20 protein-coding genes are annotated in these 25,955 nt (G+C 39.2%); 5 read left to right on the plus strand and 15 right to left on the minus strand.

Annotation, left to right across the window (positions count from 1 at the left end; genetic code table 11):
• Positions 1 to 78: 78 nt before the first annotated feature.
• Positions 79 to 1,998: an ABC-F family ATP-binding cassette domain-containing protein gene (locus tag NSQ79_RS06205; RefSeq protein ID WP_045772115.1), complete on the minus strand. Its 1,920-nt coding sequence runs from the start codon at positions 1,996 to 1,998 to the stop codon at positions 79 to 81.
• Positions 1,999 to 2,034: 36 nt separating this feature from the next.
• On the minus strand, positions 2,035 to 2,670 hold the full coding sequence (udk, locus tag NSQ79_RS06210; RefSeq protein WP_002890688.1) for a uridine kinase: 636 nt from the start codon (positions 2,668 to 2,670) through the stop codon (positions 2,035 to 2,037).
• Positions 2,671 to 2,761: 91 nt separating this feature from the next.
• Here udk and NSQ79_RS06215 point away from each other — a divergent pair, with 91 nt between their 5' ends.
• Positions 2,762 to 3,844: a DEAD/DEAH box helicase gene (locus NSQ79_RS06215; RefSeq protein WP_045772116.1), complete on the plus strand. Its 1,083-nt coding sequence runs from the start codon at positions 2,762 to 2,764 to the stop codon at positions 3,842 to 3,844.
• 52 nt (positions 3,845 to 3,896) lie between these two features.
• On the opposite strand, the gene NSQ79_RS06220 is transcribed toward NSQ79_RS06215, so the two are convergent.
• The 4 genes from NSQ79_RS06220 to NSQ79_RS06235 all read right to left on the minus strand — a co-directional run bounded on the left by NSQ79_RS06220 (position 3,897) and on the right by NSQ79_RS06235 (position 8,269).
• Complete coding sequence (locus tag NSQ79_RS06220; RefSeq protein ID WP_164332243.1) at positions 3,897 to 5,060, minus strand: ATP-grasp domain-containing protein; 1,164 nt, start codon at positions 5,058 to 5,060, stop codon at positions 3,897 to 3,899.
• Positions 5,061 to 5,106: 46 nt separating this feature from the next.
• Entirely contained in the window at positions 5,107 to 5,847 is a 741-nt protein-coding gene (locus NSQ79_RS06225) for an alpha/beta hydrolase-fold protein (RefSeq protein WP_002884014.1), read from the minus strand.
• A gap of 46 nt (positions 5,848 to 5,893) precedes the next feature.
• Positions 5,894 to 6,721, minus strand: a complete 828-nt coding sequence (locus tag NSQ79_RS06230; protein WP_002884105.1) for an alpha/beta hydrolase — start codon at positions 6,719 to 6,721, stop codon at positions 5,894 to 5,896.
• Positions 6,722 to 6,835: 114 nt separating this feature from the next.
• A complete protein-coding gene (locus NSQ79_RS06235; RefSeq protein WP_045772117.1) occupies positions 6,836 to 8,269 on the minus strand; it encodes an NADP-dependent glyceraldehyde-3-phosphate dehydrogenase in 1,434 nt (477 codons plus the stop codon).
• A 192-nt stretch (positions 8,270 to 8,461) separates the two neighbouring features.
• Here NSQ79_RS06235 and NSQ79_RS06240 point away from each other — a divergent pair, with 192 nt between their 5' ends.
• Entirely contained in the window at positions 8,462 to 9,481 is a 1,020-nt protein-coding gene (locus tag NSQ79_RS06240) for an IS30-like element IS1139 family transposase (RefSeq protein ID WP_171021848.1), read from the plus strand.
• A gap of 181 nt (positions 9,482 to 9,662) precedes the next feature.
• Here NSQ79_RS06240 and ptsP read toward each other — a convergent pair whose 3' ends face one another.
• The 5 genes from ptsP to acnA form a co-directional block, all read right to left on the minus strand.
• Positions 9,663 to 11,396 (minus strand): phosphoenolpyruvate--protein phosphotransferase, encoded by a 1,734-nt coding sequence (gene ptsP / locus NSQ79_RS06245; protein WP_002884022.1) that lies wholly within the window; start codon positions 11,394 to 11,396, stop codon positions 9,663 to 9,665.
• Between the two features lie 4 nt (positions 11,397 to 11,400).
• Positions 11,401 to 11,664 carry a phosphocarrier protein HPr gene (locus tag NSQ79_RS06250; RefSeq protein WP_045772118.1) on the minus strand — a complete coding sequence of 88 codons (264 nt, stop codon included), beginning with the start codon at positions 11,662 to 11,664 and terminating at the stop codon, positions 11,401 to 11,403.
• A gap of 261 nt (positions 11,665 to 11,925) precedes the next feature.
• Entirely contained in the window at positions 11,926 to 13,101 is a 1,176-nt protein-coding gene (gene icd, locus NSQ79_RS06255) for an NADP-dependent isocitrate dehydrogenase (protein WP_045768878.1), read from the minus strand.
• Positions 13,102 to 13,114: 13 nt separating this feature from the next.
• On the minus strand, positions 13,115 to 14,239 hold the full coding sequence (locus NSQ79_RS06260; protein ID WP_002884029.1) for a citrate synthase: 1,125 nt from the start codon (positions 14,237 to 14,239) through the stop codon (positions 13,115 to 13,117).
• Between the two features lies 1 nt (position 14,240).
• The gene (gene acnA / locus NSQ79_RS06265; RefSeq protein ID WP_004182713.1) at positions 14,241 to 16,904 is read right to left on the minus strand and encodes an aconitate hydratase AcnA; all 2,664 of its coding nucleotides are present in this window, start codon (positions 16,902 to 16,904) and stop codon (positions 14,241 to 14,243) included.
• A gap of 331 nt (positions 16,905 to 17,235) precedes the next feature.
• On the opposite strand from acnA, the gene nrdH reads away from it, so the two are divergent.
• The 3 genes from nrdH to nrdF all read left to right on the plus strand — a co-directional run bounded on the left by nrdH (position 17,236) and on the right by nrdF (position 20,827).
• Positions 17,236 to 17,460, plus strand: coding sequence for a glutaredoxin-like protein NrdH (nrdH, locus tag NSQ79_RS06270; RefSeq protein ID WP_045768879.1), 225 nt, complete (start codon positions 17,236 to 17,238; stop codon positions 17,458 to 17,460).
• A gap of 90 nt (positions 17,461 to 17,550) precedes the next feature.
• A complete protein-coding gene (nrdE, locus tag NSQ79_RS06275; RefSeq protein ID WP_013990782.1) occupies positions 17,551 to 19,710 on the plus strand; it encodes a class 1b ribonucleoside-diphosphate reductase subunit alpha in 2,160 nt (719 codons plus the stop codon).
• A gap of 157 nt (positions 19,711 to 19,867) precedes the next feature.
• Entirely contained in the window at positions 19,868 to 20,827 is a 960-nt protein-coding gene (gene nrdF, locus NSQ79_RS06280; RefSeq protein ID WP_014633295.1) for a class 1b ribonucleoside-diphosphate reductase subunit beta, read from the plus strand.
• A 91-nt stretch (positions 20,828 to 20,918) separates the two neighbouring features.
• On the opposite strand, the gene ileS is transcribed toward nrdF, so the two are convergent.
• From ileS to NSQ79_RS06300, 4 genes are all read right to left on the minus strand, one after another.
• Positions 20,919 to 23,717 (minus strand): isoleucine--tRNA ligase, encoded by a 2,799-nt coding sequence (ileS, locus tag NSQ79_RS06285; protein WP_045768880.1) that lies wholly within the window; start codon positions 23,715 to 23,717, stop codon positions 20,919 to 20,921.
• 246 nt (positions 23,718 to 23,963) lie between these two features.
• Entirely contained in the window at positions 23,964 to 24,839 is an 876-nt protein-coding gene (locus tag NSQ79_RS06290; protein ID WP_002884119.1) for a DivIVA domain-containing protein, read from the minus strand.
• A 52-nt stretch (positions 24,840 to 24,891) separates the two neighbouring features.
• Positions 24,892 to 25,695, minus strand: coding sequence for a YlmH/Sll1252 family protein (locus NSQ79_RS06295; RefSeq protein WP_339313368.1), 804 nt, complete (start codon positions 25,693 to 25,695; stop codon positions 24,892 to 24,894).
• Entirely contained in the window at positions 25,695 to 25,952 is a 258-nt protein-coding gene (locus NSQ79_RS06300) for a YggT family protein (RefSeq protein ID WP_004182719.1), read from the minus strand. The genes NSQ79_RS06295 and NSQ79_RS06300 overlap by 1 nt, the downstream gene beginning before the upstream one ends.
• Between the last annotated feature and the right edge of the window lie 3 nt (positions 25,953 to 25,955).

The following is a 25,955-nucleotide window of genomic DNA, read 5'->3' on the forward strand; positions in this document are numbered from 1 at the left end:
CCTTTTATATACTAAGACTAGTATACCAACAATGTAAGCCTTTCACAACTCAAAGCATGAAAAGGTTTTCATCATCCCTTAACCTTCCAATTGTTCTGATAAATCACTCCACTCTTCCATCAGAGCTTCTTGAGAAACTGATAAGTCATCCAGCTCTTTCTGCAAGTCAGACAATTCCACCACTTCATTTGTTTCAAGCATGGCAGCAGAAATTTCCTCCAAGCGTTCCTCAATTGTCTCTAGCTCATTTTCAATTTGCTCAATGCGTCGACTTAGTTTACGCATCTCTTTTTGATTGGCTTTTTGAGCTTGATAATCACTAGCACCCGCTGAAGCCACTTGGACTTCCTCTGATACTTGATTTTCCTCTGCCTCAAGACGTGCTAACTCTTCAAGCTCCGCCTTCTTCTCAAGGTAGTAATCGTAGTCTCCAAGATAAATGGTTGCTCCATCCTCAGAAATTTCCATCACTTTGGTTGCCACTCGGTTGATAAAGTAACGGTCGTGGCTGACAAAAAGAAGCGTTCCATCAAAGTCAATGAGGGCATTTTCCAAGACTTCCTTACTATCAATGTCCAAGTGGTTGGTCGGCTCATCTAGGATGAGGAAATTGTTGTTTTCCATTGATAATTTAGCTAGGAGCAGGCGAGCCTTCTCACCACCCGAAAGCATAGAAACCGACTTTTTGACATCATCTCCTGAGAAGAGAAAGGCTCCCAGACGGTTACGAATCTCAACTTCAGGAGTTGTCGCAAAATCATTCCACAACTCATCAAGAACAGTGTTGGACGGTGTCAAGGCAGATTGGGTTTGGTCATAGTAACCCACTTCAACATTGGCACCATAAGTTGATGTTCCCTTGATAAATGGCAGCTTACCTACTACCGACTTGATAAAGGTTGTTTTCCCTATACCATTAGGTCCCACAATAGCAATGGCATCCATCTTCTTAACATCCAGGGAAATCGGCTCTGAGAGAATCTCATCGTCATAACCAATGGCAGCATCCCTCACAGTCAAGACCACATTCCCAGAGACCTTATCCGCATGGAAAGTCATATTAGCTGACTTTTGACCTTCTGTTGGCTTATCCAGACGTTCCATTTTCTCTAGCTGTTTACGACGGGCTTGAGCACGCTTAGTTGTAGAGGCACGGACAATATTACGATTAACAAAGTCCTCCAGCTTAGCAATTTCCTTTTGTTGCTTTTCGAAGTTCTTTGCTTCAGTAGCCAATTTTTCAGCCTTGAGATCCATGAATTTTGAATAGTTTCCGACATAACGATCTAAACTATGTTTGGTCAAATCCAGGGTTACTGTCGCCACCTTGTCCAAAAAATAACGGTCGTGACTGACAATGATTAGAGCTCCCTGATAATTGACCAAGTAATTTTCCAACCAGGCAATGGTCTCGATATCCAAGTGGTTGGTCGGTTCGTCCAGTACCAAGAGCTCAGGCTTCTCAAGCAGCATTTTCGCCAAAGCCAGGCGCGTGTTTTGCCCTCCAGAAAGATCGGAAATGGGCATCTCCCACATGCTTTCATCAAACTTAAAACCATTGAGAATAGCTCTGATATCAGATTCATAGGTAAAACCACCACGCTGTCTGAAATCCTCGGAAAGGCGATCGTAGTCAGTCATTAACTTGTCCAATTCTATCCCAGTCAACTCGGCCATCTTCATTTCCATGTCACGCAGACGTTTTTCATCTGCACGTAGGTCTGAAAAGACATTTAACATTTCCGCATAGATGGTATTGCTAGACTCAAAGCGACTATCCTGAGCCAAGTAAGACAAATTCAAATCACGTTTTGTATTGATTTCACCACTCGTCGGCGCTTCCTCTCCAACCAAGATTTTCAATAAGGTTGATTTCCCAGCACCGTTACGGCCAACCAGGGCAATACGATCACGTTCATCTACCTGAATATTAATATTATCAAAGAGCACATCTCCTGAGAAAGAGCGCTCAATCTTGTTTCCTTGTAAAATAATCATAACGTTTCAATTATACCAAAAAAGCCAAGCTCCTGCTTAGGCTTTCTGACTTTCTTTCAAAATGCTTGCTACCTTAGTATTAATCAAGTCGATAGCAACAGTATTTGTGACACCTTCAGGAATCACCACATCTGCGTAGCGTTTCGTAGGTTCGATAAACTGGTGGTACATAGGTTTAACCACACTGATATATTGCTCAATGATACTATCCAAGCTACGGCCACGCTCTTCCATATCACGCTTGATACGACGGATAATACGAATGTCATCATCAGTATCTACAAAAAGCTTGATATCCATCAAATCACGCAAACGTTTATCCTCAAGTACCAAAATCCCTTCAACAATGAAGACATCCTGTGGTTCCTGACGATAAGTCTTTTCACTGCGAGTGTGTTGGGTGTAGTCATAAATCGGAATATCTACAGGACGCCCAGCAATCAGCTCATTGATATGTTCAATCATAAGATCTGTATCAAAGGCAAAAGGATGGTCGTAGTTCGTTGACACACGCTCTTCAAAAGTCAAATGTGACTGATCCTTATAATAAGAATCATGCTCAATCATGGCAATTTTCTCATCTGGAAAATTTGATAGAATGGCACGAGAAACACTGGTCTTACCGCCACCAGAGCCACCCGTAACCCCAATAATAATCGGTTTTTTAGGCATGGTAAATTCCTATCTAATATAGTCTTTCTTATCTATTCTACACTAAATCATGATATAATAAAAGCAAATCCATATAGAAAATGAGACTTTTATGTTTAAAAACTTTCCTGAACAATGGCAAGACCTCCTTAAAGAAAAAGGAATCACTACAGAGACTGCCATTCAAAAAGAACTCTTTGCACCAATCACTGAAGGAGACAATGTCCTAGGTATCAGTCCTACAGGAACAGGTAAAACCCTTGCCTACCTTCTTCCACTTCTTCTTTCACTCAAGCCAAAAAAAGCTCAACAACTGCTTATCCTAGCACCTAATTCTGAACTTGCTGGACAGATTTTTGATGTAACCAAACAATGGGCTGAGCCACTAGGACTCACTGCCCAACTCTTCCTTTCTGGCTCTAGTCAAAAACGACAAATTGAACGCCTGAAGAAAGGACCAGAAATTCTCATCGGAACCCCTGGCCGTGTTTTTGAGCTGATTAAACTCAAAAAAATCAAGATGATGAATGTCAACACCATCGTCCTCGATGAATTTGATGAGCTTCTCAGTGATAGCCAATACCACTTTGTGACAAAAATCAGCCACCATGTTCCTCGTGATCATCAAATGATCTATATTTCGGCAACCAACAAAATTGACGATCAAGTTCTTGTCGAAAATACTATCGTTTATGACTTATCTGATCAGGAATTAGATACTATTAAACATTATTATATCAGTGTTGATAAACGTAACCGTGTCGAACTTCTTCGTAAGTTCTCCAATATTCCTGATTTCCGTGGCCTTGTCTTTTTCAACAGTCTTTCTGACCTTGGGGCTACTGAAGAGCGCCTCCAATTTAACGGAGCTTCAGCAGTATCATTGGCTAGTGACATCAACGTCAAATTCCGTAAGGTTATCTTGGAAAAATTCAAGAACCATGAGATTTCACTCTTACTAGGTACTGACCTCTTGGCACGAGGCATCGATATTGAAAATCTGGAAGTGGTCATCAACTTCGATATTCCTCGAGACCGTGAAGCCTACACTCACCGTGCAGGTCGTACCGGCCGTATGGGAAATGAAGGTAGCGTCATTAGCTTGGTAACTCATCCAGAAGACCTCAAAAAACTTAAAAAATTCGCTAAAGTATCAGAACTGGTTATTAAAAACCAAGAGCTTCACGAAAAATAAGCCATTACAAAAGCACTTCAGAGTAAACTGAAGTGCTTTTAACATATACAGATTAGGCTTTTTTACCAAAGTCCTCAATCATTTGTTCCATTTCCTCACGACTTGGAGTTGTCAACATATAAAGGAAGTCACCTTGCAACTCTGCAAAGGCTGCAGGCATGATTTTCTTAACTTTAAGTTGTTCACGATACTTATCAAAAAGTTCTTCTTCTGAGTAAGCATAGTGTGAGCTTACACGACGTGAAGTAGCCAAACAGTAAAGTGGCTCAAACTGAGAAGCTGGGAATGGTTCGCCAGCAACGATATCCGCATAGCCCTTGTACAAATCAAACGAATGAGCATAGTTATAGACGTCGATTGTGAAACCACCTGCTGGACGGTTATTATATTCAATAGCAATATAATCGTCACCATCACGGAAGAACTCAATATGGAAGAAACGTTCCTTCATACCAAATTCTTTGACAATTGCCTCACCATACTTACGTAACTTAGGATCCATATCCTTAAGAACGTAGTAAGAATTATCCATCTTGTAAATCATCAAGTCAAGTGGAGTGTGGGCATAATCGAAAGTTGTTGAGAAAACAATATTACCATCATGGTCAATCAAACCATCGAAAGTACAGATTTCACTTGAAGTTACAAATTTTTCAAAGAAATAAACTGTTTCATGGTCCCACTCAGCCTTGAAATGATTGATATCATCTTCTGTTTCAAGTTTGAAGGTTGCAGCTGCACCAACCCCATTATCTGGCTTAGCAATCATTGGAAGACCGATTTCTTTCACAGCTTTATCCACATCTTCGTCAGTTTTAATGACAGCACCTGGCACAACTGGAACACCAGCTTTTTGGAAGAGTTTCTTCATTTCAGACTTGAATTTAGTCTTCTTAAGGTCTTCTGGCTTAGCACCAAAAACATTGAACTGTTCACGAAGAGTAGCATCCAATTCCAACCAGTATTCATTATGAGATTCGATACGATCGATTGGACCATGTTTGTAGAAAAGAAAGGCTACGGCACGCTTAACTTCATCCAAGTTTTCCAGATTATCTACACGGAAGTACTCTGTCAAAGCATCTTTCAAAGGTTGATCTAACTGTTCATAAGGCTCTTGACCAATACCAAGAACAGTGATTCCCTTATTAGCAAGTTCAACTGTAAACTGTTGGAAGTTTTGTGGATAGTATGGTGAAATAACAAGATAATTCATTAGTGATTCCTCTTTTATAGTTATTTAGATAGGATAGACAAAGAAATTATAGGTTCATATTGTCAAGGAAATAAGGCATTTGTTTACGCCACCATTCCCAATCGTGAGCGACATCATGGCCCCACTCAGAGAACCAGGCTGGAATATTCTTTTGTTCAAAGGCTTCCTTAAGTTTATAGTAAGAAGGAAGACCATCTTGTTCCCAAGCACCAAGACCTGTACATACGATGATTTCAGCTTGACGGTAGCGGTCGATAAACCAACCATCATTTTGGTTCCAGATATAATCTGATGGGGAATTTTGGTAAATAGCTTCATCCCCTCCAAACTCACCCACAAAGAAACGAGCATCGTAGACACCACTAAGAGCTACTACTTTATTGAAAACATCAGGATGTTGCAAGAAGAAATTAAGCGCATGGTAAGCACCCATTGAACATCCTGTTGTCATCATTGGATCAAACCAACCAGTTTTGTGTTTGATAAATGGAATAGCTTCTTCAATAACATAACGTTCATAAGCACGATGCATTTCAGCACGATCGTGTGGATTTTTCCAATCACAAAGCCAGCTTTCACTGTCCACACTTGACAGCGTAAAGAATTGTACGCGCCCTTCTTCGATAAAACGTGCACAAGCATCAATCATACCGAAGTCATAGTATTCGTTATGGCTACCACCTGATGAAGCAAAAACCACAACAGGGATACCAGCGTGCCCATAACGGTTAACATACATTTCACGATTAAGTTGACCACTCCAGTGGCTAAGATGTTCGATATTCATATTTATATACCTTTTCCTAAATTAAAATAATTTGCGTTAATATAGACTAGTCCCACTTTTCAGCGAAAAAGCGAAGACAGTCTGGTAAATTCTCAGCCCAAGCTTCTTCATTGTGTTCAGCACCAGACTGAATGTGAATCTTGATATTTTCCAAATCAACCCCACGAGCAATCAAATCATGGTAATAGCTCAATGAAGAGTCAATATAAGCCTGCTTAATGTTACCAGCCATCAAGGTCTTGTCAGTATCATCAGCTTCCTCAGTCCCTACATAAATGTAGACACGTTGATCTGCATCGAGCTTTTGACGCGACATGTAACGATCAAAGGCATCTTGATGCAACCAGTTAGCTGAAGAAAATACCCCAAGACAACCTATCTGCTCCTTATAATCAAGCCCCATAAACTGAGTGATATTACCACCAAGGGATGAACCAATCATAGCTGTATGCTGACGGTCTGAGAGGGTACGGTACTCCTTGTCAATAAAGGGTTTAACCACATCCATGACAAACTCCGCATACTCTACTCCCTTGCCTCCGAACTGAACACCAGGGATATTAGATTCTTGGTACTTCCACGCAGAATACTCATTCATACGGCCAGGACCATCATTATCGATGGCTACAACAATCATGCGCGAAATATCAGGATTACGCTTGATTGTTGGGATAATCTTCCAAGAATAGCCCGAAAATGACTCCTTACTATAAAGAACATTCTGACCATCATGGAAATACACGACAGGGTAAGAACGATCTGTATCCGTTTCATAGTTCTTAGGTAGAAGAACACGCACACGACGAAGTTTACCAGTGTATGGCACCTCTAATTCATGGGTCTTCATAACCAAGTAAAAATAAGATTTATTCATTGTCAGAAAACTCTCTATATTCGAAATTTAGTTCTATTATACCATATTTTAAAAGAAAAAGAGTCCCTATAATGGGGACTCTTTACACTTTTTAATGATTGAATAGCTAAACTCTTAGTAGTTTGCGATATCAAATACTGTTGATTTCACACGAGTCATAGCTTCGATAGAGTATTTCACACCTTGAGTTCCGGCACCAGATCCTTTAACACCAAGGAATGGGAAGTTATCTGTACCACGTTGTGTTTTGTTGTTGATGTGAACTGTACCAACTTCAAGTTGTTCAGCAATTGCAAATGCACGTGGGTAGTCTTGAGTGAAGACTGCACCTTGAAGACCAAATTCAGATTCGTTAGAAATCTTGATTGCTTCTTCAACTGAAGATACACGGATGAATGGCAATACTGGACCAAATGGTTCTTCCCAAGCAAGACGCATGTCAGTTGTTACATGATCAAAGACAGCTGGGTAGATAAGGTTGCCTTCACGTTTCAATTCAGTTTTAGCAGTAGCACCTTGTTCAACGGCATCATCAATCAAACCTTGAACGAAGTCAGCTGCTTTTGTATCGATAAGTGGTGTAACGCTTGCACTTTCTTCAGGCATACCAACAGTGATATTACCTACCAAAGCAGTTACTTTTTCTACCAATTCATCTGCAACACTATCCATTACAAGAACACGTTTGATAGCTGTACAACGTTGACCTGAATAGTCAAAGGCACCAGCAACAATGTTTTTAGCAGTCAAGTCAAGATCAGCATCTTCAAGAACGATAGCGGCATCTTTACCACCAAGTTCAAGCATGATTGGACGCATAGCTGCCAAACGACCGATATTTTCACCAACTGGTGTTGAACCTGTGAAGTTGATGAAATCAACTGCTTTGTGTTCAACGATATAGTCACCGATAACAGAACCACGACCAGTGATAGAGTTCAAGACACCTGCAGGGATACCAGCTTCAACAAATGCTTCAACCAAAAGAAGACCTGAGATAGAACCTTGTGTTGGTGGTTTGAAGGCAACAACGTCACCAGCAATCAAGGCAGGAGCAATTTTAGAACCAGCCAAGTTTACTGGGTAGTTAAATGGAGAGATAGCAAGGACAAGACCTACTGGTTCGCGACGAACAACAGCGATTTTTTTCTTGCTACCTGCGTCAAATGAACCACCTTCAAGTACTTCACCTTCCAAACGCAAACCTTCTTCAGCTGCATAGTGGATGATTTCAGCAGTACGAACAACTTCACCGATTGCAGATTTCAAACCTTTAGAGATTTCTTTAGAAAGAACTTGACCGATTTTTTCTGCATCACGTTCCAAGATATCTGCTGCTTTATGAAGGTAAGCTGCACGTTCAGCATATGAAAGTGCACGCCATGCTGGAAGTGCTGCTTTAGCTGCTGCGTAGACTTCGTCTACTTCAGCTTGGCTCATCGCTGGAACTGATCCAAGTTCCTCACCGTTTGCAGGTGCGTAGATAGTAATTTCGTTTTCAGATGTTTTCCACTCACCATTGACATAGTTTTTGTATTGTTTAGCCAAGATAGTAACTCCTTTTATCTATTATAAGACCTATTTTATCATTTTTTTAGAAATAATCCAAGATTTAAACGAGAATTATTCAGAAAATTTTGACAAAAAATAGTTTGCCCTATTGTAAAATGAAGTGCAACACAAAAGACATGTTCATCTGATATACTAGAGTTGCGAAAAACAGTATAAAGGAAGATGAACATGTCCACTAATTATTCTACCACAAATCAATCATACAAGCACTTATCTGAAGCTGAGCGAGGGGAAATTGAAGCTTATTTAAGCGTAGGACTCAAACCTGCTGAGATTGCTCGTAGACTAGGGAGAAATCGCTCTACTATTACTCGTGAAATTAATCGTGGTTCCATAACACAAGTGAAAAAAGTAAATGGGCAAAAGGTCTATTACCAACACTATTATGCAGATGCTGCTCATAACCGTTATCGTCATGCTAGAGAAGCCAGCTATTATTTGAAACTGGATTCCGTATCGGATGACTTTCTGAGAGCATTTACAGAAGCAATGAGAGAGAAACCAAGGGTGCATAGCGTGGATACCTTTGTTCATACCTATAGACTCCAACATGTAGATGCAGTTGTTCCTTCAACCAAGACGCTCTATAACTATATCCATCAAGGATTGTTAGAGATTAAGGTCATTGATTTGCCAAGAGCAGTGCGGATCCGTAAGAAATTTACCAAGCGCCCCTCTACCAAGAAACATCTAGGAAAGTCAATTGAAGAAAGGCCAGAAGAAATCAATAATCGTTCCCGTTTTGGAGATTGGGAAATCGATTCTGTTCTGGGTGGAAAGACAATAGGAGAACCTTCTATTCTAACCTTGGTAGAACGACAAACACGCTATGCTGTCACAAAGAAACTCGTGGAAAAGAAAGCAGAGTATGTCAATCAAGCAGTCTTAGAGTGTATGAAACTTTATCCCATTAAGTCCATAACTGCAGATAATGGAAACGAATTTTCATCATTGAGTAAGATAGAGGGATTAGATGTTTATTTTGCACATGCCTATTCATCTTATGAACGAGGTACAAATGAGAATTTCAATGGACTACTAAGAGAGTTCATTCCGAAGGGGTGTTCGTTAAAAGAACTAAATCAGAATCTTTTAGAGGACTATACAAAGGCTATCAATGAAAGACCTAGACGAATTCATGGCTATCAGTCCGCAAAAAAGCTGTTTGAGCTAACTCAAACAGCTTGAAAGATACTCACTTAATCAGAGGAACATCTTTGTTGCACTTGACTTGACAATTAGGGCAAAAAATAGTTTTAATTATTAACCTAGGTTAGCCGTATTCTACTCCTAACCAATGAATGAGTCAATTATTTTGTCTCTGTTTAGTTATAAAAAAAGTGAAAGCCTAGGCCTCCACTTTTTATGATTAGTCTACGTTAACGTATTCTTTTGAAAGTTCAAGAACTTCTTCCATTGTTGAACATTCAGTAAGCGCACGGTTAGCATATTCTTCCATTTTAGCTGTGTCAAGTTTCTTCATCAAGCTACGTGTACGAAGAACAGATGTCGCTGACATTGAGAACTCATCCAAGCCCATTCCGACAAGAAGTGGAACAGCAGTTTGGTCACCGGCCATTTCACCACACATACCAGCCCATTTACCTTCAGCGTGAGCCGCTTTGATAACATTGTTAATCAAACGAAGGATTGATGGGTTATATGGTTGGTAAAGGTATGAAACTTGTTCGTTCATACGGTCAGCAGCCATAGTGTATTGGATAAGGTCGTTTGTACCAATTGAGAAGAAATCAACTTCTTTAGCAAATTGGTCAGCAAGCATAGCTGCAGCAGGGATTTCAATCATGATACCTACTTCGATATCGTCTGCAACGGCAACACCTTCAGCAACCAATTTAGCTTTTTCTTCTTCAAGAATACCTTTAGCAGTACGGAACTCAGTCAACAAAGCAACCATTGGGAACATGATACGCAATTTACCGTGAACAGATGCACGAAGCAAGGCACGCAATTGTGTACGGAACATTTGGTTACCAGTTTCAGAGATAGAAATACGCAAAGCACGGTAACCCAAGAATGGGTTCATTTCTTTAGGAAGATCGAAGTAAGGGAGTTCTTTATCCCCACCGATATCCATTGTACGAACGACAACAGGTTTACCGTTCATACCTTCAAGAACTGCTTTGTATGCTTCATATTGGTCATCTTCAGTTGGGAAGTCTTGAGAATCCATATACAAGAATTCCGTACGATAAAGACCAACTGCTTCTGCACCGTTATCATTTACACCTTCAACGTCTTTAGGTGTACCGATGTTAGCAGCCAATTCGAAATGTTTTCCATCAGCAGTAACTGTTTGAGCATCTTTAAGGAGAGCCCATTCAGCTTTTTGTTTAGCGTAAGCTTCACCAGCTGCTTTAAACTCAGCAATTTGCTCTTCAGTTGGGTTGATAACAACTTCACCAGTAATACCTGAAACCGCCAAAATGTCGCCATCTTTGACAAGTTCTGTGATGTTATTTGTACCAAGAACGGCTGCGATTTCAAGTGTACGAGCCATGATTGCAGAGTGACTTGTACGTCCACCGATATTAGTAACAAAAGCTTTTACGTACTTTTTGTTCAACTGAGCTGTATCAGATGGTGTCAAGTCATGAGCAACAACGATTGATTCTTCGTTGATTGTTGCTGGGTTAGGCAATTTTTTACCAAGCAAGTTAGCAAGCACACGTTTTGTAACGTCACGAATATCCGCTGCACGTTCTTGCATGTATGGGTTGTCTTCCATACCTTCAAAAATAGCGATAAACATGTCTGTTACTTCTGTCAAAGCAGCTTCAGCATTAACTTGTTTAGCACGGATAGTTTCTTTAATTTGACCAGTCATTTCTGGGTCAGCAAGAACCATCAAGTGAGCATCAAAAACGGCTGCCGCTTCTTCACCAAGGCTTTCAACTGCTTTTTCACGGATAACAGAAAGCTCGTCTTGTGACGCCGCTAGAGCAGCATCTAGACGAGCCTCTTCTGCACTTGTATCTTCAACTGTTACAGTTTCAAATGACAAGTCCGGTTGAACAAGCAGATATGCCTTAGCAACTGCAACACCATCAGATGCTGCGATTCCTTTAAGCATTTCTGTCATATTCTTATGCCAATCCTTCTTTTGTCATTGTTTCTGCGATTGCTACGATTGCGTCATCAGCATCAGCACCTTCTGCAGAGATAGTTACGTCAGCACCTTGACCAACACCAAGGCTCATAACACCCATGATAGATTTAAGGTTAACTGCTTTACCTTTGTAGTCAAGAGTGATATCTGAAGCAAATTTGCTAGCTGTTTGAACAAGCAAAGTAGCTGGACGTGCGTGGATACCTGTTTCTGCAACAATGTGGAAATCTTTAGAAGCCATAATGGATTCTCCTTCTTCATTTGGAATATTTGAGTTATCAATGATAACCCTTACAATTTAGAATTATAACATAGCTAATTGAGATTATCAAGGTTAAAACGTACTTTCTACAAGTTTTTCGAAAGCTTGTCTCTCATTTTACTGGTCATTTTCATTTTTCAAAACATAAGCAAATACTAGTCTCTAGTTATTTACAACATTTTCAGAAAATTTCTTTCATGGTGTTTTCAATCGTTAATTTTCATTTTCGAGCAAAAACAATCACATAATTGAAAGAATTTGATTGCTAAAGGCACTCGTTGAATAAGCTTGTTTCCCAAATGCTAAGTCAGCTGTAAAGATATCAGCTTTAAATGTCTTCTCAATAGCACTTGTAATCAGTTGAGCTGCCTCAGTCCAACCAATATAATCTAGAAGCATGCAGCCAGATAATAAAACTGAGCAAGGATTAGCCTTATCTTGATCTGCAATATCCGGAGCTGTTCCATGTGTTGCTTCAAAAATAGCATGGCCTGTTTGATAGTTAATGTTGGCTCCAGGGGAGATGCCGATACCACCAACTTGTGCAGCCAAGGCATCACTGGCATAATCACCATTCAAGTTGGTTAAGGCAACAACATCAAATTTTTCTGGATTTAAAAGAATCTGTTGGAGAAAGTTATCAGCGATTATATCATTAATCTCTAAACGACCAGCCAGCAATTCTTCTTTATAGTCTTCCTGAGCTACTTCATAACCCCATTTACGGAAGCCACCTTCTGTGAATTTTTGAATATTCCCTTTATGAACCAATGTCACTTTCTTTAGATTGTTCTTGAGAGCATAGTCGATAGCAGAGCGAATGAGACGTTTACTTCCTTCTATTGAAATTGGCTTAATTCCGATACTACTTGACTCTGGGAAGCGAATTTTATTAACATTCATTTCTGTCTGGAGAAACTCAATCACGCGCTTGACATCTGCCGTTCCTGCTTCCCATTCAATCCCAGCATAAATATCTTCGGTATTTTCACGGAAGATAGTAATATTTGTTTTTTCTGGTTCCTTAAGTGGACTTGCTACTCCGTCAAAGTAACGAACAGGTCTAACACAAGCGTAGAGATCAAGTTCTTGACGTAATGCTACATTTAATGAACGGATACCACCACCTACTGGCGTCTCAAGCGGTCCCTTAATAGCTACTAAACTTTCTCGAATAGCTTCCAAAGTTTCTTTCGGCAACCATTCACCTGTTTTGTCATAAGCCTTCTTACCGGCTAGAAGCTCTTGCCATTCAATATGACGCTTTCCTTCATAGGCTACTTCTACTGCTTTATCAAAGATTGCTTGGGCATTCTTCCAGATATCATGTCCAACACCATCGCCTTCAATAAAAGGGATAATTGGACGATCAGAAACTTGAAGCTGTCCATTTTTCATTACGATTTTTTCTGCCATATAGCTTTCCTCCCTAGCGTTTTTCTAAAGGAATATACGTCATATTTTCTTGTCCGATGTATTGTGAGCGTGGACGAATCAATTTGTTATTTTTTTGTTGCTCTTGAATATGAGCAATCCAGCCGGCAACACGACTCATAGCAAAGATAAGTGTGAAGATATCGCTGTCAATTCCTAGAGTATGATATACAGTGGCTGAATAGAAGTCCACATTGGGAATCAATCCCTTCTTTTCTTTCATGAATTCTTCAATTTCTTGAGACATGTTAAAGAATTCTTCATTCTCAGTACCCTCTGTCAACTTTTTAGCCATATCTCTTAAGAAAATTTCACGAGGGTCCTGTTTCTTGTATACACGGTGTCCAAATCCCATGATTTTCTCTTTAGAGTCAAGTTTTTCCTGCAAGTAAGCATTAACATCACCAGATTCACGGATTTCTTTAAGCATATCAAAGACGCGTTCATTAGCTCCACCATGCAAGGGACCTTTTAGAGCACCAATAGCTGTTGTGACACAAGAATAGATATCTGTCAGAGTCGAGGCACAAACACGCGCTGCAAAAGTTGAGGCATTCAACTCATGATCAGCATGAAGAATTAAAGCCTTATTCATAGCTTCAATTTCAATTTCAGAAGGTTCAACACCATTCAGCATGTAGAGAAAATTAGCCGCAAAACCTAAATCTTCTCTTGGTTTGAGGGGCATTTTACCAGTACGTAAGCGTGCAAAAGTCGTAATAATTGTAGGCAATTTAGCCATCAATTCAATACTTTGCTGATAAATTGCCTCCATGGATCTTTCCTCGGCGTCCACATTGTAAACCCCAAGAAGGGAGACTGTTGAACGTAAAACACTCATTGGGTGCAAATGGGGACGAGATTGGATAAGAATGCATTGCTCAACAGCATCAGAAATATCATAGTTCTTACGCAACTCAGCTTCAAAATACTTGAGTTCCATTTGCGTAGGAAGATGACCATTCCACAAGAGATAAATCACTTCCTCAAAAGACGCTTTATTATCCATAAACTCGGAAATATCATATCCCGAATACGATAAATGATCATCAATAATAGATGAAATCCTAGTATTACAGGCAATCATGTCCTTAAGTCCATTAATTTCAACTGTTGTCATATTAGGCTCCCTTCAATTTTTTTCTTACAACCATTGGCAAGATACCACCATTTTTATAGTAGCGAATATCAGCATCTGCATCAAAGCGTACCAAAGCTTTAAAAGTTTTGGTTTGTTCAGGTGTTGAAGCTGTAACGGTGATAACATCATGGACACCTGGATTTTCTGAAAGGTCAAAGCTAAAGGTCTCATGTCCTGTCAATCCAAGACTTTCAGCATTTTCTCCTTCCATAAATTGGACTGGTAAAATCCCCATCATAACGAGATTTGAACGGTGAATACGCTCAAAACTCTCAGCAAGCACTACTTTTACACCAAGAAGATTAGCACCTTTAGCCGCCCAGTCACGACTTGAGCCCATACCATAATCCTTACCGGCAATTACAAGCGTATCTTGATTAGCTTCTTTATATTTCATAGCAGCATCGTATATAGGTAGAATGTCACCATCATATTTAGTATATCCACCAATTTTTCCATCTGCTAACTCATTCTTGATACGAATATTAGCAAAGGTTCCTCGCATCATGACTTCGTGATTTCCACGACGGCTACCATAAGAATTGAATTCTTGATAATCAACACCATTCTCAGTCAAATAACGAGCTGCTGGACTATTTCTGGCAATATTGCCTGCTGGAGAAATATGGTCTGTTGTTACCGTATCTCCGAATTTAGCCAAAACCTTCAAATCTTTCAATGGTTCAATGCTCAAATCATCTCCTAAAGCATCAAAATAAGGTGGGTTTTGAATATAGGTAGAGTTTTGATTCCATTTATAATTTTGACTTTGTTCAGTAGGAATGGCATTCCACTTCTCGCTATCAGAAAAGACATTAGCATATTCATCTTGGAAAAGTTGACGAGTGACGTATTTATCAACATAAGTCTCAATTTCTTCACGAGATGGCATAACATCCTCTAAATAAACAGCTTGACCATTGTCGTCAAAACCTAAAGGTTCAGTTGTCAAATCAATATTCGTGTTACCAGCTAAGGCATAAGCAACAACCAATGGTGGGCTAGCCAAGAAATTCGCTTTAACAAGTGGATTAATACGCCCTTCAAAATTACGATTTCCTGACAAAACAGCACTCGCTAATAAATCAGTGTCTACAATAGCCTTAGCCACCTCAGGACGTAAGTCTCCTGAGTTCCCAATACAGGTTGTGCAACCGTAACCTACCAAGTTAAAGCCAAGCTTATCTAGATAGGTTTGCAAGCCTGAAGCTTTGAGATAACCAGTAACAACCTTAGAACCTGGTGCCAAAGATGTCTTCACTGTTGGAGATACTTTTAATCCTTTCTCAACCGCTTTTTTAGCTAAAAGACCGGCTGCCATAAGAACGTAAGGATTTGAAGTATTGGTACATGATGTGATAGCTGCAATGGCCACATGACCTGTTTGAATTGTTTCTGAATGATCCTCAAAGTCAACGTTTGCAGTTTTTGCTAGCTCTTCCTTATCCAAACCAAAACCACGGACACCAGCTTCTCGTACCACTGCATCTTGAAATTCTTGCTTAGCATCTGATAAGAGAATCAAATCCTGTGGACGTTTAGGACCTGAGATAGAAGGTTTAATGGATGACAAATCAATTTCAACAATCTTAGTATACTTGGCTTCTTTACTTGGATCATAGAAAAGATGATTGGCTTTTGTATAGGCTTCAGTGACTTGGATGTGTTCCTCATCACGGTTAGTTAAACGCATGTAGTTAAGAGTCTCGTCATCAATAGGAAAATAACCACAGGTCGCTCCATATTCTGGTGCCATATTAGCGACTGTAGCACGGTCAGCTAGAGACAAACTCTTCAAGCCAGGTCCAAAGTACTCAACAAATTTACCAACCACATTTTCAGAACGAAGTACCTGAGTAATCTTGAGAGCCAAATCTGTTGCTGTAGCAATTTTAGGCAACTCTCCCGTCAGATGTACACCAATGACCTCTGGAATTGGGAAATAAGATGCTTCACCGAGCATAGCTGCTTCAGCTTCAATACCGCCAACACCCCAACCAAGAACGCCAATACCATTAATCATAGTTGTATGACTATCAGTACCAAACATAGAGTCAGGATATAGGAGCCCATCATTTTCAATAATAACATCACTCAAAAATTCAATATTAACCTGATGAATAATCCCTGTAGCTGGTGGAACAGCACGGTAATTTTCAAAAGACTGTTCGGCCCACTTTAGAAATTCATAGCGCTCGTTATTACGTTTAAACTCTAGATTAATGTTATCTTCAAGAGCAGTATCACATCCGTATGAATCCACTTGGACAGAGTGGTCAATAACCAAATCCACTGGAATCTCAGGGTTAATAAATTCGGCTTTACCACCATTAGCCACTATAGCATCACGCATTGAAGCTAAATCAACAACAACAGGAACTCCTGTAAAATCTTGTAAGATAACACGACTTGGTTTAAAAGGCACTTCGGAAACTGTCGGAAAATTCGGAAATTTCATCAGGTCAGAAATGTGAGATTCCTTAACATCGACGCCATCTTTTTTTCGGAGGAGACTTTCAAGTAGTATTCGAATGGTATAAGGTAGTTCTCCGACCTTAACATCATGAGATTTTGCTGCTTTTTCGAGATCATAGAAAGAGAATGTCTTACCATTTACAGTTAGATTTGAACAGTATTCTTGCATACTTGAACCTCCATTAGTTAAAAATTTTCTTTATTCTACACTGTTTTTTTTGAAAAAACAAATAGAATTGGCATTTTGATGTTATATTATATAACATGCATAGTTAGATATTTCTTTTTTCGTCATTTCCATATACAAATCCTATTTAATTTAGGAAACTTAAAAAAGCCTTTAAAACACAAGATATAGGGTTGTGTTTCAATACTAAACACAAAATATTGTATTTCCTTGAGATATTTAGCTTGATTTTTCCCAATATTTTGGGTATTCTATTAGAGTCGAAAAAGTGGCTCTTGGCCACTTAAAATCTTTTTATAAAGGAGTATTTGCAATGGCAAAGATTACATTGTTTTCTAAAAACAACTGCATGCAGTGCAAAATGACTAAAAAATTCTTGGAAAAGGAAGGTGCTGATTTCGAAGAAATCAACATTGATGAACAGCCAGAAAAAATCGATTACGTTAAAAGCCTCGGTTTCACTGCTGCTCCAGTTATTGAAGCCGGCGATATCATCTTTTCAGGTTTTCAACCGGCTAAACTTAAAGAAATCCTTTAATTATCAAGTTTTTATATAGAAAGGAACTTGTTTGCTTAGTTTAATGTTTCAACCTTAATATACTATTAAACTGAGCCTGGTATCTGTATTATGTCTTTAAAAAATCTTGGCGATGTCTCATACTTCCGCCTCAATAACGAAATTAACCGTCCTGTTAACGGTCAAATTCCTTTGCATAAGGACAAAGAAGCGCTTCGTGCCTTCTTCCTTGAAAACGTTAAGCCAAATTCAATGGCATTCAACAGCATCACAGATAAAATTAATTATTTGATTGAGAACGATTATATTGAGTCTGAATTCATCGGTAAATACGAACCTGCTTTCATCGAAAAATTGTCTGCAGAAATTCATTCTCAAAAATTCCGCTTCCAATCTTTCATGGCAGCCTACAAGTTCTACCAACAATATGCCCTCAAAACAAACGATGGCGAGTCTTACCTCGAAAGTATTGAAGATCGTGTTCTATTCAACGCCCTTTACTTTGCTGATGGTGATGAAAACCTAGCTAGTGACCTTGCCAACGAAATGATTCACCAACGTTACCAACCTGCTACTCCTTCATTTTTAAATGCTGGACGTAGTCGTCGTGGTGAACTCGTGTCATGTTTCCTTATTCAAGTAACAGATGACATGAATTCTATCGGACGTTCTATCAACTCTGCCCTCCAGTTATCACGTATTGGTGGTGGGGTAGGTATTAGCCTGTCTAACCTTCGTGAAGCTGGTGCTCCTATCAAAGGATATGCTGGGGCAGCCTCTGGTGTCGTGCCTGTTATGAAGCTTTTTGAAGATAGCTTCTCTTACTCAAATCAACTTGGTCAACGTCAAGGTGCTGGTGTTGTTTATTTGGATGTTTTCCACCCAGACATCCTTGCCTTCCTTTCTACTAAGAAAGAGAATGCTGATGAGAAGGTGCGTGTTAAGACACTGTCACTTGGTGTTACAGTTCCAGATAAATTCTACGAGTTGGCACGTAATAATGAAGATATGTACCTCTTCAGCCCTTACTCAGTCGAAAAAGAGTACGGTAAACCATATAACTACATTGATATTACAGCTATGTACGATGAGTTGGTTGCCAATCCAAATATCACAAAAACCAAGATTAATGCCCGTGAGCTAGAAACTGAAATTTCTAAACTCCAACAAGAATCAGGTTATCCATATATCGTCAATGTTGATACAGCCAATCGACACAATCCAATCGATGGTAAGATTATCATGTCCAACCTCTGTTCTGAAATTCTTCAAGTTCAAACACCAAGTGAACTTAACGATGCACAAGAGTTTGTTAAACTCGGTACAGACATTTCATGTAACCTTGGATCAACTAATATCCTTAACATGATGACTTCACCTGACTTTGGTCGTTCGATTAGAGCAATGACACGTGCGCTTACCTTTGTTACAGATAGCTCAAGTATTGATGCTGTACCATCTATCAAAAATGGTAACCAACAAGCTCATACCTTTGGTTTGGGAGCTATGGGGCTTCACTCTTACCTCGCTAAACACCATATCGAGTATGGTAGCCCTGAATCTGTTGAATTCACTAATATCTACTTCATGCTAATGAACTACTGGACTTTAGTTGAATCTAACAACATTGCCCGTGAACGTCAAGAAACCTTTGTCGGTTTTGAAAAATCAAAATATGCTGATGGTTCTTACTTTGACAAATACGTTACAGGCCAATACGTTCCTAAATCTGACCGTATCAAAGAACTTTTCGATGGCCACTTCATCCCACAAGCCAAAGATTGGGAAGAACTCCGTGAACTCGTTAAGAAAGATGGACTCTACCATCAAAACCGTTTAGCTGTTGCGCCAAATGGCTCAATCTCTTACATTAACGACTGTTCGGCTTCTATCCATCCAATCACACAACGTATTGAAGAACGTCAAGAAAAGAAAATCGGAAAAATCTATTATCCAGCCAACGGTCTTTCAACAGACACAATTCCTTTCTATACCTCAGCCTACGACATGGACATGCGTAAAGTTATCGACGTTTATGCCGCTGCGACTGAACACGTTGATCAAGGTTTGTCATTAACCCTGTTCTTGCGTAGTGAGTTACCAAAAGAAATTTACGAATGGAAAACAGAAAATAAACAAACGACTCGTGACCTTTCTATCCTTCGTAACTACGCCTTTAACAAGGGAATTAAATCAATCTACTACATCCGTACTTATACAGATGACGGTGAAGAGGTTGGTTCTAACCAATGTGAAAGCTGTGTCATCTAAGATGGTGATTTAACGATAACAACCTCACTACCCTTATTTACAAAATGCATTAAAAGGTCGGTTCGCCGACTTTTTTAATAGATCAACTCAAAAAACTATATCATGATTTTGAATTATGATAAAATAGTAACGATATCAATAAAGAAAGAGGTTTCTAATGGAAACTTACTACAAAGCCATTAACTGGAATGAAATCGAAGATGCGATTGATAAATCTACTTGGGAAAAATTGACGGAACAATTTTGGCTAGATACACGTATCCCACTTTCAAATGACCTTGATGACTGGCGTAAACTTTCAGCTGAAGAAAAGGATTTGGTTGGAAAAGTTTTCGGTGGTTTAACCTTGCTAGATACCATGCAATCTCAAACTGGTGTTGAAGCCATTCGTGCAGACGTCCGTACACCTCATGAAGAAGCTGTATTGAACAACATTCAGTTCATGGAATCTGTTCACGCGAAATCTTACTCTTCAATCTTCTCAACTTTGAATACTAAATCTGAAATTGAAGAAATTTTCGAGTGGACTAACAGTAACGAATACCTCCAAACCAAGGCGAAAATCATTAACGATATCTATGAAAATGGAACGCCTCTTCAGAAAAAGGTTGCTTCAACATATCTTGAAACATTCCTTTTCTATTCAGGGTTCTTCACTCCACTCTATTATCTTGGTAATAACAAGCTGGCTAATGTCGCTGAAATCATTAAGCTCATTATCCGTGACGAATCTGTTCACGGAACTTATATTGGCTATAAATTCCAACTAGGGTTCAACGAATTACCTGAAGAAGAGCAAGAAAGTTTCCGTGAATGGATGTATGATCTCCTCTACCAATTGTATGAAAATGAAGAGCTCTACACTAAATCTCTTTATGATGGTGTTGGATGGACTGAGGAAGTCATGACTTTCCTACGTTATAACGCCAACAAGGCTCTCATGAACCTGGGACAAGATCCACTCTTCCCAGATAGTGCGAACGATGTTAACCCAATCGTTATGAATGGTATTTCTACAGGAACATCTAACCACGACTTCTTCTCTCAAGTTGGTAATGGTTACCTTCTAGGTACTGTTGAAGCCATGCAAGATGATGATTATAACTACGGACTATAAGAAAAAACTAGCTGAGCTAGTTTTTTTATTGTGTTCAATACTATATTCGAAAAACAAATAGAAAAAGAGTTCAAATTGAACTCTTTTTATTTTATTTTGCTTTTACTTCAAAACCTTCTGCGACACCTTCTGCAAAGTTTTCTTCAACAATGCTAGCACAATGATCACAGATAGTCGCATTGTAGCTACGTTCTTTGGTAGTTGGATCGATACGACGGCAACGATCACAGACATCTCCTTCAGCACGTTCTACTGTGAATGCTACACCTTCAAAGCTTACAGCAGACTCAGGAGCATCTCCTTCAGCAATAGTCAATGCTGAAACGATCAAAAGTTGAGCAAGGTTAGTATTCAAACCTTCAAGAAGTTCTTTGACTTCAGCATTAGGATAGATTGTCAAATGAGCTTCAAGCGATTTACCGATAACTTTTTCGTTACGCGCTTCTTCCAAAGCTTTTTGAGCTTGGCCACGGAAATCCATGAAGGCATTCCAATTTTCAAGAAGTGCATCTTGACCAGCGAAATCTTCTGCTTCTGGCAACTCTGACAATTGAACATAGTCTTCTGTTTCAAATTCAAGATATGACCAAATTTCTTCTGCAGTGTGAGGAAGAATTGGAGTCAATAGTTTTGTAATCTTGACAAGAATATCGTAGAAGACTGTTTGCATTTGACGACGTTCAAGTGATTCTGCACTCTCAATATAAACCACATCTTTGGCAAAATCAAGATAGAAAGCAGACAACTCAACGTTAATAAAGTTAACCAAGGTTTTGTAGATAGTTAAGAATTCAAAGTTTGCATAGGCATCACGAATAGTCTTAACTAATTGGTTAAATCGAATAGTCATGTACTGATCTACAGAACGCAAGTCTTCAAAGGCTACTGCATCAGTTGTTGGATTGAAGTCAGATGTATTAGCAATCAAGAAACGAAGTGTGTTACGAATCTTACGATAAGATTCTGATACTTGGCTAAGGATATCCATTGAGATACGAACGTCATTAGTTGTATCAACACTTGTTACCCAAAGACGAAGAATTTCAGCACCAAATTGTTTCTCAACATCACTAGGAGCAATAGTATTACCAAGGGATTTAGACATCTTTTCACCCTTACCATCAAGCGCAAAACCTTGAGACAAGAGTTGTTTATATGGTGCAACACCATTATTAGCAACAGATGTGATAAGTGATGAGTTAAACCATCCACGATATTGGTCTGAACCTTCAAGATAGAGGTCAGCTGGATAAGTTAACTCAGGACGGTTAACTACAACACCATTCCATGATGAACCTGAGTCAAACCATACGTCCATAATGTCAGTTTCTTTAGTAAACTCTCCGTTTGGTGAACCTGGATGTGTAAAGCCTTCTGGAAGAAGATCTTTGGCATCACGTTCCCACCAGATAACTGAACCGTGCTCTTCGAAAAGTTTAGCCACATGTTCGATTGTTTCTTCAGTCATGATTGGTGTTTTATCTTCAGCATAGAAGATTGGGAGTGGCACACCCCAAGCACGTTGGCGAGAGATTACCCAGTCACCACGGTCACGAATCATGTTGTAAAGACGAACTTTACCCCACTCAGAATGGAATTTAACTTTTTCAATCTCATCCAAAATCTCTTGACGGAATTTAGAAACAGAGGCAAACCATTGTGGTACGGCACGCCAGATGATTGGTTTCTTCGTACGCCAGTCAAATGGGTATGAGTGTGAGATTTCTTCTTTAGCAAGGAGCAAATCACCGAGTTTTTCCATAACAATTGGAGCCACTTTATCGTAGAACTGACCTTCAAAATCAGGACCAGCATTTTCCATCATGATACCACGCTCATTAACAGTTACGGCAACTTCAAGGCCATTAGCAATACCTACGTTATAGTCATCCTCACCAAAACCAGGAGCCGTATGGACGATACCTGTACCTGAATCTGTAGTAACGTGGTCACCAAGGATAACAAGCTCATCAACTTCTGTATCCCATGGGTGTTCAGTGACGATTTGATTCAATTCTTCACCACGGTATGACTGAAGTACTTCCACATCAGTCCAACCAAATTTCTCAGAAAGACTATTAAGTAATTCAGAAGCAACGACAAATTTGCGGTTTTCTCCGGCAGGTTTTACGAGAACGTATTCAATATCAGCACCAACAGTCAAACCACGTGAAGCTGTTACTGTAAATGGTGTTGTTGTCCAAACTACGATATATGTATCTGTGTCTAGTACTCCTTTACCATCCTTTACCTTATTGGCATAGTAAAGTGAGGTTGAAACTAAATCATGGTACTCGATTTCTGCTTCAGCAAGTGCTGACTCTGATGACCATGACCAATAAACTGGTTTTGCACCTTGATAGATGTAACCTTTTTTAGCCATCTCACCAAAGACACGGATTTGTGCAGCCTCATAGTCTGGTGTCAAAGTAACATATGGGTTATCCCAATCAGCCGAAACACCAAGACGTTTGAAATCTTCACGTTGTTTGTCAACTTGTGAAAGTGCATAATCACGACACATCTTAAGGTATTCAGCACGATCAAGTTCTTTACGTTTCACACCTTGTTTTGCCAACACTTGCTCAATTGGAAGACCATGCGTATCCCAACCAGGAACGTAAGGAGCATAGAAACCAGACATTGATTTTGAACGAACAATGATATCCTTAGAAATTTTATTCATCGCATGTCCAACGTGAATATTACCATTGGCATACGGAGGACCATCATGAAGAGTGAAGTGAGGTTTACCTTGGTTCAACTCTTGACGACGTTGATACATCTTAGCATCTTCCCACTCTTTTTGCCAGATTGGTTCTTTGTTAGGAAGTCCAGCTCGCATTGGAAAAGCTGTCTTACCTAGATTTAAGGTTTCTTTGAGTTTCATTATATCTCCTCTTTAATTTAATTTACTAAATAAAAAGAGCCTTCATCAAAAAGGACGAAAGCTCGTGGTACCACCTTAATTCAGAGCAAAAAACTTTTGCTCCCTCATATGTCCGTAAGGAGGACCATCCTTCTAACTTACTTAATTCAGTTAGAATGCTTGAAAATGATAACTATCCAAATAGGGAATGTGGGACTCACACCATCTCCCACTCGCTGTTAATATACTTGGTAAGTTGTATTTTTCTTATTCGCTAATATTCAATTTAAACGTTTGTGTTTCGTTAAGATTAATTTCACCTGTTGACTCAGGTTGTAAATCAAAATCTTCATCTACTGGTGCTGAAGTTGGGAAATCTGCTACTTCACTCTCGAAAGTATCTGGAATACCAAAATCAACTGGAGTTGAAACAACTTCGTTTGTTTCATCAACTTCTGGACTAGAGAAATCTTCAACTTGCTTATTACTTTCAGCAACGCGACGTTGAAGTTCAGCCATTTCATCAGGAGTGAATTGACGAGTTGCATCAAATGAAGCTGCGTCATTTGAATCTGGTACATGTTCATCCAAAACTTTTTCAACAACTTCTTTAAAGGCAGCATCTGAATTTTGAAGATAAATAGCTGTTGGTTGCAACAATTCACCCCATTCTGGAGCACTTGCCAAGCTAAGCTGACCTTCAACTGCAGCCAATAGGCGTTGGTGGAAGACACGACTTTGACGTTTAAGTTCTTCCGTTTCGATGGCAACACGTTTGGCTTCATCTGTTGCATCACGAAGAATTTCAGATGCTTTAGATTTAGCTTCTTCAACCAAATGAGTAGCATTGAAGTTAGCCTTATTAATCAAGTTAGCTGATTCATCAGCCGCTGAAGCTTTAACTTTTTCAGCTGTTTCTTGAGCCAAAATAACTGATTGACTCAATGATTCTTTCATTTCATCAAAATAAGCCAATTTTTCTTCAAGCTCTTTTACACGAGCAGCAAGTTCACGATTGTCACGAACCAAATCTTCATAATCATCTACAATAATATCAAGAAATTCATCAACTTCTTGCTCATTATATCCACGAAATTTAGTTGTAAACTGTTTATCTTTAATATCAAGTGCTGTAATAGCCATTACAGGCCTCCTTTATTTTTCATTACCATATCTGATGGTTTAAATTAAATAACTACTTTTTTCTCCGTCTTAACAGACTTTCAATAACGATTTTAGCTTTCCTGGACTTTGAAAATCCGTCTTGTTGAGCTAGTCGAAATCGACCATAACCTCTAACCGAAATCATATCACCAATCATAACCGTCTGATTAGCCTTCTCAATTTGTCTATAATTTAATTTAACTTTTCCAGAAGCAATAAGTTTTAAGCCGTTAGAACGGGATAGGTTTAATACCGTCGCCAACACATTATCAAGACGCATACTGGAAAGTAAAACAAAAAATTGTGAATAGTTTTCTTGATTTGAAATCCAATCGTCTTTGCTTACTTCTTTTAGAGTAACCGAAACATTACCAATCTTAGTAATAGTCATTATCGCATAACTTGCTAAATGAGAAGCAATGGAAAATTGAACACGTCCTTCTTCATCAAGAATAATATCTCCAAATACTTGACGGTCAAGACCAAGTTGATTAATCAGTGCTCCCAAAACTTTTGGGTGTGTCAATTTATTGAACTGTCTCGCATAAGAGATTTCTAGTCGTTTAATTTCAAAGTCATCGTCATCAAGCTCGTAATATTCGGGAGCAAGAATGACTCTTCCATACTCTTCAGATTCAAGAGTAGAACTCACAAAAAATTTTAAATTGTAGTAATGAGCTAACTCTTCAACAATCTGAATTTCACGAGGATTCAAGAAATCAGTTAAGTAAGGACTGTACCTATCATCAACTAATTGACAAAATCCCCTAACCTTCTCTAGAAAAGGACGTTCATCTAACGAGTAATGCTGTTCAATATTTTTAATATCTGACATCAGAGTAGAATAAATCTAAGAATTCTAAGTGAAAAGTTTAGTAGAAGTACAATTACCAATATTGAAAAATCAATACCAGCAAAAGCTAAATTCAGGCGACGAAATGGTGCGAGAATCGGTTGAACAATTTGTCTAATGATTCTTCCAAGGCTAGTATCATAGGCCCCTGGGAACCATGATAAGAACGCATAGACTACAAGAAGAATCTCTATCACGTTAACAACACGTGCCCAAATAACATAAAGTAATACAGACATTGC

The organism is Streptococcus sp. FSL W7-1342 (assembly GCF_037966635.1).
Lineage (GTDB): Bacteria > Bacillota > Bacilli > Lactobacillales > Streptococcaceae > Streptococcus > Streptococcus salivarius_D.